This window comes from Mesorhizobium sp. B2-3-2 (genome assembly GCF_006442295.1).
Classification (GTDB): domain Bacteria; phylum Pseudomonadota; class Alphaproteobacteria; order Rhizobiales; family Rhizobiaceae; genus Mesorhizobium.
On the sequence record NZ_VFWA01000013.1, the window covers coordinates 141,016 to 153,131 of the forward strand.

The following is a 12,116-nucleotide window of genomic DNA, read 5'->3' on the forward strand; positions in this document are numbered from 1 at the left end:
GCCTTTGACGCGTAGGCAACATCATGATCACAATCTCATCCTCCTGGCGCGCGATGCCGCGCCCGGCGCTGCTCGGCGTTTTCCTGTTCTTCTGCGCGGGTTTCGCCGATGGGGCGCTTGTACCCTTCTTTCCGCTCTGGGCGACCGGCGAGGCCGGCATTCCCACCGGCGCCATCGGCCTGTTGTTCGGCTGCTATGCCGGCGGGGAGCTTGTCGCCGCGCCGCTGATCGGCGGCATCGCCGACCGGATCGGCCGCCGGCCGGTGCTGATTTCCTCATCGCTCGGCGTCGGCTGCGGCTTCATCGCCCTGTTCTTCGTCCACGGCGTTGCCGCCACGGCGACCGTGCTGCTTTTGACCGGCGTGTGCGAATCGGTGCTTCACCCGACGATCATGACCGCGATCGCCGATGTGACGGCGCCGTCCGCGCATCCGCGCTGGTTCAGCATGGCGCGGGTGAGCTCGAGCGCGGGGCAGATTCTCGGACCGGCCTGCGGCGCCCTGCTTGCGCTGATCTCGCTCAGCACGGTCTTCCTTGCCGCCGGTGGAGTGCTCATTTTCGGCGGCATCGTGATGCTGGCCGCATTCGCCGAGACGATCGGCGGCGGACATGCCGTCGACAGCGATCAGGACGAGGAGGAGGGACTTTCCGCGCTGCTGCCGGCGTTCCGCGACGGCCGCCTGGCGAAGCTTCTCGCCTGGGTCGTGCTGTTCGAGATCTCCGGGAACTGGATCGAGGCCATCATCCCGCTTTACGCGCGTGACGCCGGCACGCTGAGCCCGTCCGGCATCGGCACGCTGTTCGCCTATGCCGCCGCCCTGACGGTCGGCCTGCAGATGGTGGTGAGCCGTTTCGCCGAAGCGCGCCCCGCCGTCTGGTTGGCAGCCGGCGCGGGTACCTCGACGATTGCGGCCTTCGCGCTGCTGGCGGCCTCGCCGGCACCGTTATCGCTGATCGCGGCCGTCAGCCTGTGCTCTGTGGCCCAGATGCTGGTCGGGCCGCTGGTGCCGACAGCCGTCAACGCGCTTGCGCCTCCGGCTCGGCGCGCCTCCTACATGGCGGCTTCCTCGGTGGCGGTGGACCTCAAGGACTCGCTGGGACCTTCGATCGGCACGGCTCTTTACGCGCTGGCGCCGCGCCTGCCCTGGATCGCCGGCATTCCGCTCGTGGCGATCGCTTCCCTCGGGCTGGGCGCCGCGATCGGCCGTGCATCGAGCCCTTCAACATCCGCTACCGACTGGAGCACGGGTGCGGACGCGATCAAGCCGGAAGAGCTGCGCACTCTGGTCGCCGAGCCGACATCCGAATAATCATCCGCCAGGCTCGGGCCCTCAGCTCACCGGCTGCAGCGGATCGCTGCCGATCTTGGACAGGAGGATCACGGCCTGCGTGCGGCTGTCGACGCCGAGCTTCTGCAATATCGCCGAGACATGCGCCTTGATCGTCGCCTCGGAGACGCCGAGCTCATAGGCGATCTGCTTGTTGAGAAGGCCTTCCGCCAGCATGCCGAGCACGCGGGTCTGCTGCGGGGTCAGCGCCTGCAGGCGCTTGATCAGGTCCGATATTTCGGGGTCGCGCTCGACACCGAGATCGATGCCGGCAGGTGCGGCGATGTCGCCCGCAAGCACCGACCGCACGGCGTCGCGGATTTCTTCCATGCTGGCCGATTTGGAGATGAACCCGGACGCGCCGAGGTCGAGCGCGCGCCGGATGGTCGCCGGGTCGTCATGGGCTGAGACCACCACCAGCGGCACCGCCGGATGGATGCCGCGCAACGAGATCAGGCCGGAAAGGCCGCTCGCGCCCGGCATCGACAGGTCGAGCAGCACCAGATCGACATCCTCGTTGGCCACGAGCAGCGCCTTGGCGCTTTCGAAATCGCCGGCTTCGTGGATGGCGGCGACATTGCCAATGCCGGCAAGCGCTTCGCGCAGCGCACCGCGAAACAGCGGATGATCGTCGGCGATGACGAAAGAATAGCCTGACGGCAAATATCCCTCCCCGGGTCCCTTGATGGTCTTCTGTTTTCTGGGACCTGACGCGACGATTATGCGGCGCTTCGCGCTGTTTTCAAGCAGCAAAGCCGGCGCCCCGGATTTTCCCCGGACGCCCTGTCTTCAGGTCTTCTGCGAGTTGGGCTTGGCTGAATCGCCGCTGTCCTTGTCCATATCCTTGACGATCCCCATGAAGCCGCGCAGGAAGCGTTCCATGTAGCTCATCGTCTTGTTGAAATCCTCCTCGCTCGGCAATGTCGATTCGAGGCGGGCCGAGAGCGAATTCTCGAGCTTGGTGACGCGCTCGTCCATCGCCTTCATCGAGGTTTGCAGGCGGTCGATTTCATCCTGGAAAGCAGCGCGTTCATCGGCCGCCATCTTGCAGACGAGTTGGCCGGCGCGCTCCTCGCAGATGGACATCGCGCCGGTCTGTGTGTCCATGCGGACATAGCCGTTATCAGACTTTTCCAGCCGGTAGCGGTCGGTTTCTTCCGAATAGGCTGACGCCGCGACCAGCGAAACGAGCGCGGCGGGGATCAAGATGTGCTGCAGACGCATGTCGTCCTCCATGGCCAAAGCCTGAAATATCGCATGTTTGCGCCGGAAATGGGGAGCACCCTTTGCATGGCCTTCCCCGCACGGCTGGTTCGGACTATAGCGCAACCATGTCTCAGATTATCTACAAGATAACCCCGGAAGCGCCCTGGCGCGAGGCCGAAGCGAAGGGCCGCTTCACCGGAGCGCCGATCGACGTCGCCGACGGCTTCATCCATTTCTCCACGGCGGCACAGGTCAAGGAGACGGCGGCGAAGCATTTTGCCGGCCAGGCGGGGCTTCTGCTGGTCGCCATCGACGGGACCAGCCTGGGCGACGCGCTAAAATACGAGGCCTCGCGCGGCGGCGCGCTGTTTCCGCACCTCTACGGCGTGCTCGACCTGAAAGCCGTGCTGTGGGTCCGGCCGCTGCCGCTCGGCGCCGACGGCACCCACCAGTTCCCGGCGCTGGAGGCCGAATGAGCGTGCTCGACCGGATTGGCCAGAAGCTGCTCTTCACGTTCGACCCGGAAACCGCGCATGGCCTGTCGATCGCGGCGCTGCGCTGTGGCCTGCCGGTCGGCGCACGGGCGGCGCGCGATGCGCGGCTGAAGGTCAGCCTTTGCGGCCTCGATTTTCCCAATCCGCTCGGCATGGCTGCCGGTTACGACAAGAACGCCGAGGTGCCCGATGCGCTGCTCGGCCTCGGCTTCGGCTTTGCCGAGGTCGGCACGGTCACGCCGCTGCCGCAGCCTGGCAATCCGAAGCCCCGCATCTTCCGGCTTCCGGCGGATGTAGCGGTGATCAACCGGCTCGGCTTCAACAATGAAGGCCATGCGGCCGCCGAAAAGCGCCTTGCCGGCCGCAAGGGGCGCTCCGGCATCGTCGGCGTCAACATCGGCGCCAACAAGGACAGCGCCGACCGCATCGGCGACTATGAACGCGGCGTCATCCGCTTCGCGCCTTACGCCAGCTATCTCACGGTCAATGTTTCCTCGCCCAATACGCCCGGCCTGCGCACCATGCAGGCGCGCGAACAGCTTGGCGAGCTCTTGTCGCGCGTCATGGCCGCGCGCGTCGCGGCGGCAAGGCAGCCGCCGGTGTTTCTCAAGATTGCGCCGGACCTGGTCGAAGCCGAGTTGGAAGACATCGCCGCCGAGGTCACCCACAAGGCCATAGACGGCATCATCGTCTCCAACACCACCATTTCTCGCCCGTCGCTACGCTCCAGCGGCGCGGCAAGCGAGACCGGCGGGCTTTCCGGCCGGCCGCTGTTCGAGCGCTCGACCATCGTGCTGGCCCGTATGCGCAGGCTGCTGGGGCCGGACATGGCCATCATCGGCGTGGGTGGGGTCGACTCCGCCGAGACGGCGCTCGAGAAGATCCGCGCAGGCGCCGATCTCGTCCAGCTTTACACCGGCATGATCTATGCCGGGCCGGCGCTGCCGGGGCGCATCGTCGCCGGCATGGCGCGTTTCGCCGACACGGAACGGCTCAAGTCCATCAGCGACTTGCGCGACCGCCATCTCGACCAATGGGCTTCAAGGCCGCTCAACTGAACGCCGTCCGCAGCCGCAGCCGCAGGATGGCAGCCAAGCTGAGGCCACGCACCAGCAGGAAGACATGCAATGCCGCCCACAGGCCATGATTGCCGAAAGCGGGCGCCAGCGTAACCAGCGCTGCGGCGAAGACCAGGAACGACAGCAGCATCATGTTGCGCATGTCGCGCGACCAGGTCGCGCCGATGAAGACGCCGTCCATCTGGAAAGCCAGCACGCCGCTCAGCGCGGTGAAGGCCGCCCAGGGCAGGTAGGTGTCGGCCACCGAGCGGACTTCCTGCGACGTGGTGACGACGGCAACCAGATTGGCACCGGCCAGCAGAAGCACCAGGGTTGCGGCGCCCGCCAATCCGAACCCCCAGAACAGGGTCAACCGCACCGCGCGCCGGAAGGGATGCTCAGCCCGCGCACCTACGGCGCGGCCGGCGAGCTGTTCCGCGGCGGTGGCGAAACCGTCGAGGAAATAGCCTGCGACGAGGAAAAAATTCATCAGCACGGCGTTGGCGGCCAGCGCAACCGTGCCGAATTGCGCACCCTGGCGGGTGAACAGCGCAAAGGCGGCAAGCAGCGAGAAGGAGCGGATCATGATATCGCGGTTGAGCGACAGCATGCGCAGGAATGCGCTCACGTCGAGCAGGCGTTGGCGTGGCACGGGCGGGCTTGCCCTGAACCGCCTGACGACGATGGCGAGGCCAAGCAGCATGACCAGGAATTCGCCGGTGACGGTTGCCCAGGCGACGCCGGCGACACCCCAGCCAAGCTCCAGGCCAAGCAGGATGCAGAGCGCGATGTTGATGCCGTTCAGCACCAGCTGCAGCACCAGCCCGAGCCCGCCCTCGCCTCGGCCGAGGACATAGCCGAGAATGGCGTAGTTGATCAGCGAGAAAGGTGCCGCGAGCAATCTGATGCCGATATAGACTCCCATCGCCTCGCTGACGCGCGGCCCGGCTTCCATGAACCACCGCCCGCCGGCCGCGATCAGCGGCGAAAGCGCCGCCAGCACGATGCCTGCGACGACAGCGATCAGCACGGCGCGCCAGAAGACCGCCTGTTCCTCCAGCGCGTCGTTGCGGCCGAAAGCCTGGGCGACCAGACCGGTGGTGCCTGAGCGCAGGAAATTGAAGGTGGTGAAGACGACGTCGAAGACCAGCGCGCCTGCCGCCAGGCCGCCAAGCAAGGCGGCGTCGCCGAGCTGTCCGACAACAGCCGTATCGACCATGCCGAGCAGCGGCGTCGTCAGGTAGGCGAGCGTCATCGGCACGGCGATGACGAGAACCGTGCGGTTGGTGACGACAAAAGAGCCGGCATCGGCTGGGATTGCACCCTTGTCCAAAGAATTGTTGCCTTGCTGATTGCGGCTTGATCGAACAGCCGGTGTGCCCCATTTTCCGGCCACCGCGCAATCCATCCTTGCCATGGCGGCCAACCGAAATCCCGGTCTGGCGCGAGCCGCCGGATCCGGTTCATGCCCCTCCACATCGTCCATCACCCCGACTACGACGCCGGCTTCGCCGTCAACCATCGCTTTCCGATGAGCAAATATCCGCTGCTGATGGAGGCTTTGCGTGTACGCGGACTGGCCGTGCAGGAGGCGCTCAGCATGCCGGAAGCAGCGTCGGCGCCATGGCTGAAGCTTGCCCATGCGGCTGACTATGTCGACCAGGTCATGAGCTGTTCGGTGCCGGAAAAGATCGAACGCGAGATCGGCTTTCCGGTCGGCCCGCGCGTTTCGCTGCGCGCCCAACTCGCCACCGGCGGCACCGTGCTGGCGGCCCGGCTGGCCTTGCGCCACGGCATTGCCTGCAACACAGCCGGCGGCAGCCATCATGCCCGCCGCGCGCAAGGCGCGGGCTTCTGCACCTTCAACGACGTCGCCGTGGCTTCGCTGGTGCTGCTCGCCGAAGGCGTGGCCCGGAACATACTGGTGGTCGACCTGGATGTGCATCAGGGCGACGGCACGGCGGACATCCTGGCGGCCGATCCGCGCGTGTTCACCTTCTCCATGCATGGCGAGCGCAACTACCCCGCGCGCAAGATCGCCTCCGACCTCGATGTCGCACTGCCCGACGGCACGGGCGATGCCGCCTATCTCGAAAGGCTGGCCGCCATCTTGCCGGAGCTGTCCGCCCATGCGCGCTGGGACATCGTTTTCTACAATGCCGGTGTCGACGTCCATGCCGAAGACCGGCTCGGCAGGCTGGCGCTTTCAAACGACGGGCTTCGTGCCCGCGACGCCATGGTGATCGGTCACTTCCGCTCGCGCGGCATCGCGCTATGCGGCGTCATCGGCGGCGGCTATTCGACCGACGTAGCCGCGCTCGCGGCGCGCCATGCCATTCTGTTCGAGGCGGCGGCGGACTACGCCTGACCGCTATTTCCTGTAGTTGGCGATTCTGAGCAGGATGAACGCCGGAACCACGATCGCCGCACCCAGCAGAATGTAACCCAGGAAGCGGTCGATGGCATGGAAGCCCAGATTCCAGAGATCCAGGAAGAATTTGCGGATGCCGTAGAGCACGTCCATCGGCGACCAGCCGAAGGCGGTCATGACGAGGCCGACGAGGAACGACACCACCAGCAACTTCAGGAGTACCCTGAGCGGGGTGTCGCCGAGAAAGCGCGTCAATGCGGACAAGACCTGTCTCCGGCTCTGATCGCCCGATTCGGCGACAGGATGAGAAATACGCACTTGGCCGCCTCGCTTCAAGCCGGGCGGGCCAAGGCGCCGAACCCTGGCCGACAAAGCCTGTGACGGCCAGTCCGGCTGTGCCGGCGGTTTTTCTATTAGGATTTTTTTCCTTGACCGGGTGAAGGCAACTATGGTAGATATTCGGTCATGGTGCTGAGTTGCGCCAAGGAACCCGCCGCACCGGCGGGTTTTTCCGTTCAATGCTCCGTCAACAGCGCGCCGTCGAAGGCTCCGAAGAACTCGTTAACGCGTATCGTGCCCTGGCACCAAGCCGGCGACCACAGGCGCATGGCAGGCGAGCGGCCGGCGGCGGCGGCAGATCGCGGCCGGCTTATCTGTTTTCTAACCAATTGCCGCTATTGCCATTCCTGGAGCGGGAGCCAGGCTTTGATGGAAGCGGAAAAAATCGGCGCGCGCCGCGCGGTCATGCTTTCGGTTGTCGTGCCGTGCTATAACGAGCGGGATGGCGTGGCTGAGCTTCACCGACGCGTCACCGCCGCTTGCCTGGCGCAAAACCCTTCCTACGAGATCGTGCTCGTCATCGACGGGGCGACCGACGGCACCCGCGAGGCCGTTTTCGAATTGGCGCAAACGGACGACCATGTCGTCGCCATCGACCTTGCCCGCAACTATGGCCACCAGATCGCGCTGAGCGCGGGGCTGGAGTTCTGCCGGGGCCAGCGCATCCTCATTCTCGATGCCGACCTCCAGGATCCGCCCGAACTGCTCGGCGCGATGATGGCGAAGATGGATGAAGGCTTCGACGTCGTTTACGGTCAAAGGGTCAAGCGTGATGGCGAAGGCTGGTTCAAGCTGGCTTCCGCGTCGATGTTCTACCGGCTGCTGCGCCGGATGGTCGACGTCGAGATCGCGCCGGACACCGGTGATTTCAGGCTGATGAGCCGCCGCGCCCTCGACCATCTGAACGCCATGCCGGAGCGCTACAGGTTCATTCGCGGCATGGTGAGCTGGATCGGGCTGAGACAGGCCGCCTTCTCCTATGAGCGGCAACGGCGTTTCGCCGGCGCCACCCACTATCCGCTGAAGAAGATGGTTCTCCTGGCAGTCGATGCGATGACCAGCTTTTCCATCGCGCCGTTGCGGTTTGCCTCGCTTCTGGGAATGCTTTCCGGCGTGCTGGGGATGGTCGTGCTCGGCTATACGCTGCTCGAATGGTCGCTGGGAAACGTGCTGCCGGGCTGGACCAGCCTTGCCGCGATCATGCTGATCCTGGGTAGTGTTCAGCTTCTGGTGCTTGGCATATTCGGCGAATATCTCGGCCGGATGTACATGGAGACGAAGCGGCGGCCGCTCTATTTCGTCAACGAGATCGTTTCGCGAAGCGATGTGGCCGTCGAAAACCAGGACCTGCCTGTCCACCGCCTCCAGGAAATGGTGAAGAGAGCCGCGCGTGGCTAAGGCGACGATCGACCGGCCGCAACGGGACCTCTCGACCGGAACGAACGCGAAATGGTCGGGAGCCGCGACATGAATCAGGCCACGGCAATCGCGATGGCTACGCCGTCGCTCGAAGACGCACAGCGCAGCAGACTATTGTTCTGTCTTTTCTGCGCCTGCACCGTTGCCTACGTGCTGATGAGGCATGCCAACTCCCTCCTTCTGGATCCTGACAGCTGGTGGCAGGTGAAGGTTGGGCTCGATTTCCTGGCGAACCGGACATTTCCGACCGTCGACCCCTATTCCTATACCTTCAACGGCCAGCCCTGGATCGCCAAGGAATGGCTGGGGCAGGTGCTTCTGGCCCTCGCCTATGGCGCCGGAGGCTGGAATGGCGTCGTCACGCTGATCATCGCCACGATCGGCCTGACAGTCTTCCTGATGGGATGGTTCCTCAGCGCATGGCTGAAGCCGGTGTTAGCGGTAGTGCTGGCTTTCGTCACGGCTTTCCTCGTGGCCCCGATCTATACGGCGCGCCCCCACGTCTTCACTTTGCCGATCATCGTCATTTGGACGGCAATGCTGTTTCGCGCGGCGCAGGACGAAAGAGCGCCATCCCCGTGGCTGCTCGCGCTCGTCGTGTTGTGGGCGAACCTGCATGCCACATTCACCTTGAGCTTCGTCATCGCCGGCTTTGCCGGTCTATACCTCCTGTCGCGAACAGGCCTGTCGAAACCGGTTCTCCTGGCGAAATGGATCGCGTTCGGCCTGCTTTGCCCAGTGGTCAGCCTGGTCCATCCCTATGGCGTCAAGGCCATCCTGGCGACGCTTACCGTCGCCTATGGCAACGAGGCGGTGCCGCTTATCCTGGAGTGGCGGCCCTTCAACGCTCAGGAAGAGCTCATCAAGGAAGCTGTGATGCTGCTGGCGCTTTTCGGGCTGTTGGTGTCACGGCTGCGGATCGGCTGGGCCAAGGCGCTGTTCATCGTCTTCACCTTGCATGCCTTTCTCAGCCATCAGCGGTTCATGTACCTGTTCTTCCTGCTGGTTCCGTTGGTGATCATGGTTGAGGTCGCACAGCAATATCCCGCACTTTCAGCCGCCACCTGGCTGGCGCAAAAGCGCGACGGATTGGAAAAATTCTTCGCCAGGCATTACTACGCAATCTCGGGCGCGGTGGCCGTCCTGCTGATCGGCGCGGTCTCGGTCCTCGGCAGTGTCCAACAGATCGCGCCGAGCCCGAAGACGTCCGCCAGCGGAGCGCTCGCCTTCGCAAGGGATCAGCACCTGTCCGGCAACGTGCTGAATTCCTACAATTTCGGCGGCACGCTGATCTTCCACGGGATCAAGACCTACATCGACGGCAGGACGGACCAGTTGTTCCTGGACGGGTTCACGACAACCGACGACGCGACCGGAAACAGTGACGGCAAACCGCTGCTCGAGGCCCGGCTGAAGAAATACGCCATAGGCTGGGCGCTGCTGGCGGCCGGCGACACCCGCATTCCCTTCTTCGAGGAATTGGGCTGGAAGCGGGCCTATGCGGACGACTACGCCGTGATCTACCTGCCCGGCGCCTGATCTGCGGCGCCGGCCCAAACCGGCTTCAGCCCTCCAGCATTCGCCTTGACACCGATGTTGCGGTGCAGCAAATTGTACCGGAGAGGACGAACAAGTGGGACCGAGAACCGAGGTTTTCTCGCATCGCCGTAACGCCGCAGCAAGGGCCGGTGTACCGGGTGCGCCGCGACTGCCGCCGGCCACGGCGCGCGAACCGGTGGCATGAACTACAGGCGCGACATCGACGGCCTGCGGGCCATAGCGGTGCTGCCTGTCGTCCTCTTCCATTTCGGCTTGTCCGCCATCCCGGGCGGCTTCACCGGCGTCGACATCTTCTTCGTCATATCGGGCTATCTGATCAGCGGCAGCCTGCTCGACGATCTCGAACGCGGCCAGTTCTCGATCGGCCGCTTCTATTGGCGCCGCGCGCGGCGCATCCTGCCGGCGCTGGCCTTCGTCATCGTGCTTGCAAGCATTGCCGCCTGGTTCATCCTTTTGCCGTCGGACCTCAACGAATTCAGCCTCAGCGTCATCGCGGCCTCGACCTTCTGGTCGAACATCTATTTCTGGAAGACGACGAACTATTTCTCGATCGACGCCGAGCTGCGGCCGCTGCTGCACACATGGTCGCTCTCGGTCGAAGAGCAATATTACATCTTTGCGCCGATACTGGTGTACCTGATCTATCGCTATGCCTCGAAACGCTGGCTGACGATATTGCTGCCGATCGCGATCGGCAGTTTTGCCCTGGCGGTCATGGCGACCTCGATGGCGCCCACGGCGGGTTTCTACCTGTTGCCGACGCGCATCTGGGAACTGGCGCTGGGGGCCATGCTGATGCTGAGAAAGCCGCCGGCACTTGCCAGCCGGCCGGCGATGGAACTGATCGGCCTCGCCGGCTTTGCCATGATCGCCTTCGGCTTCGTCACGATTTCGGAGAGCGACCCGTTTCCGGGCTACAATGCCTTGTTCCCCTGCATCGGCACCACCCTGCTCATCTATGCCGGCCACGACAGGGCGGGCGAACAGGGGCCGGCAACCATCGCCACGCGGGTGTTGCAGTTCGCCCCGCTGGTCTGGATCGGCCTCATTTCCTATTCGCTCTACCTCGTTCACTGGCCGATTAATTCCTTCGTTCATTACGTTTCGCTGAAAGCCATCGGCGTGCCGACGATCATCGCCATGACCGTGGCGAGCTTCGCCCTGGCGGCGTTCTCGTGGAAATATGTCGAGCAGCCGTTTCGGCGGAAACGGGCCTACACCGCGCCGCTGCCCATCTTCGCCTTTTCGGCGACGGCGATCGTCCTGCTCTGTGCCGGCGGCGTGGCCGGGGCGCTCGGCAACGGTTTTCCGCAGCGATTCCCGGACTTTTCAACGGAGCGGATCCAGGTTGGCGACTGGCGCAACGGCATCTGCTTCAACGAAGGCTCGAACCGGATCGAGGACTGGAACCTTGCCGCCTGCACCCGAACAAGCGGCTTTGCAACCAATGTGCTGTTGTGGGGCGATTCCTTCGCCGCCCACTATGTCTCGGGACTTGAAGCCAACGCCCAGAAAATCCAGGCCAACGTCATCCAATACACCTATGCCGGCTGCCCTCCGGACCTGACCTATTTTTCCTATGCCCGGCCTGCCTGTACCGACTTCAACGAACGGGCACTGTCGATCATCCGCGAAGCCAATATTCAGGCGGTGGTCCTGAGCGGCCGATGGACCGACTACGAGGTCAGGGGCTTCGGCGGTCTCCAGAAGACGATCGACCGGCTTCGCCAGATGGGCGTCAAGGTCTACGTCATCGGCCAGTCTCCCGAATTCATCGCCGACGTCCAGAAAATCGCCTTCTTCGCAAGACGAGGAGATGCCGCGAACATGTCCTGGCCGATGGCCATGGATCCGGACATCAACAAGCGAGTGCTGCCCTTCGTCAAAGGCGCTGACTTCATAGACCCACTGACCTATCTGTGTGACGCCGCAGGCTGCTCGTATGCCGATGCCGGCAACAAGCAATTTCTCTATTTCGACTACGGCCACTTCTCTTCCGCGGGCGCAGCACTCGCCATCTCGAAATACTGGCCGAGCTTTGCCTCCGGCACCGAGATCGCGAAAGTGAAATAGCAGGCGTGACCGGCGTGCGGCGCACCGGTCGCTGGAAGGTAGCGTGTGGAAAGCGAGCCGCTTTGCGATTGCCCGATGGCCAGCCCTCATGGTAACGAGGCTGCTGCGCGGGTATGATGTAATGGTAGCCTGTCAGCTTCCCAAGCTGAACGCGCGGGTTCGATTCCCGCTACCCGCTCCAGCTTGCAACGTGTACAACCCGGAGACATAGGTAACGTATTGTACCTAAGACATGGGTGACAATCTCGTGCCGAACGGATTGTCGATG

General features: G+C 64.0%; 11 protein-coding genes and 1 tRNA gene. 8 read left to right on the forward strand and 4 right to left on the reverse strand.

Annotation, left to right across the window (positions count from 1 at the left end):
* Window positions 1–23 precede the first annotated feature (23 nt).
* A complete protein-coding gene (locus FJ964_RS24340; RefSeq protein ID WP_224713357.1) occupies window positions 24–1,310 on the forward strand; it encodes an MFS transporter in 1,287 nt (428 codons plus the stop codon).
* A gap of 21 nt (window positions 1,311–1,331) precedes the next feature.
* On the opposite strand, the gene FJ964_RS24345 is transcribed toward FJ964_RS24340, so the two are convergent.
* Window positions 1,332–1,991 carry a response regulator transcription factor gene (locus FJ964_RS24345; protein ID WP_140552750.1) on the reverse strand — a complete coding sequence of 220 codons (660 nt, stop codon included), beginning with the start codon at window positions 1,989–1,991 and terminating at the stop codon, window positions 1,332–1,334.
* A gap of 126 nt (window positions 1,992–2,117) precedes the next feature.
* Window positions 2,118–2,552, reverse strand: coding sequence for a hypothetical protein (locus FJ964_RS24350; RefSeq protein WP_140552751.1), 435 nt, complete (start codon window positions 2,550–2,552; stop codon window positions 2,118–2,120).
* Between the two features lie 107 nt (window positions 2,553–2,659).
* On the opposite strand from FJ964_RS24350, the gene FJ964_RS24355 reads away from it, so the two are divergent.
* Complete coding sequence (locus FJ964_RS24355) at window positions 2,660–3,010, forward strand: DUF952 domain-containing protein (protein WP_140552752.1); 351 nt, start codon at window positions 2,660–2,662, stop codon at window positions 3,008–3,010.
* A complete protein-coding gene (locus tag FJ964_RS24360; protein WP_140552753.1) occupies window positions 3,007–4,086 on the forward strand; it encodes a quinone-dependent dihydroorotate dehydrogenase in 1,080 nt (359 codons plus the stop codon). The genes FJ964_RS24355 and FJ964_RS24360 overlap by 4 nt, the downstream gene beginning before the upstream one ends.
* Here the strand turns inward: FJ964_RS24360 and FJ964_RS24365 are convergent.
* A complete protein-coding gene (locus FJ964_RS24365; RefSeq protein WP_140552754.1) occupies window positions 4,079–5,419 on the reverse strand; it encodes an MATE family efflux transporter in 1,341 nt (446 codons plus the stop codon). The two genes, FJ964_RS24360 and FJ964_RS24365, sit on opposite strands and share 8 nt — an antisense overlap.
* A 132-nt stretch (window positions 5,420–5,551) precedes the next feature.
* Between FJ964_RS24365 and FJ964_RS24370 the strand changes: the two genes are divergently transcribed.
* Window positions 5,552–6,454: a histone deacetylase gene (locus FJ964_RS24370; RefSeq protein ID WP_140552755.1), complete on the forward strand. Its 903-nt coding sequence runs from the start codon at window positions 5,552–5,554 to the stop codon at window positions 6,452–6,454.
* A gap of 3 nt (window positions 6,455–6,457) precedes the next feature.
* Here FJ964_RS24370 and FJ964_RS24375 read toward each other — a convergent pair whose 3' ends face one another.
* Entirely contained in the window at window positions 6,458–6,721 is a 264-nt protein-coding gene (locus FJ964_RS24375; RefSeq protein WP_140496599.1) for a DUF6460 domain-containing protein, read from the reverse strand.
* A 444-nt stretch (window positions 6,722–7,165) separates the two neighbouring features.
* Between FJ964_RS24375 and FJ964_RS24380 the strand changes: the two genes are divergently transcribed.
* The 4 genes from FJ964_RS24380 (at window position 7,166) to FJ964_RS24395 (ending at window position 12,029) form a co-directional block, all read left to right on the forward strand.
* Window positions 7,166–8,194, forward strand: a complete 1,029-nt coding sequence (locus FJ964_RS24380; RefSeq protein WP_140552756.1) for a glycosyltransferase family 2 protein — start codon at window positions 7,166–7,168, stop codon at window positions 8,192–8,194.
* A gap of 69 nt (window positions 8,195–8,263) precedes the next feature.
* Window positions 8,264–9,754 carry a hypothetical protein gene (locus tag FJ964_RS24385; protein WP_140552757.1) on the forward strand — a complete coding sequence of 497 codons (1,491 nt, stop codon included), beginning with the start codon at window positions 8,264–8,266 and terminating at the stop codon, window positions 9,752–9,754.
* 201 nt (window positions 9,755–9,955) lie between these two features.
* Entirely contained in the window at window positions 9,956–11,848 is a 1,893-nt protein-coding gene (locus tag FJ964_RS24390) for an acyltransferase family protein (RefSeq protein ID WP_140552758.1), read from the forward strand.
* Window positions 11,849–11,955: 107 nt separating this feature from the next.
* Window positions 11,956–12,029, forward strand: a tRNA-Gly gene (locus FJ964_RS24395).
* The last annotated feature ends 87 nt before the right edge of the window (window positions 12,030–12,116 follow it).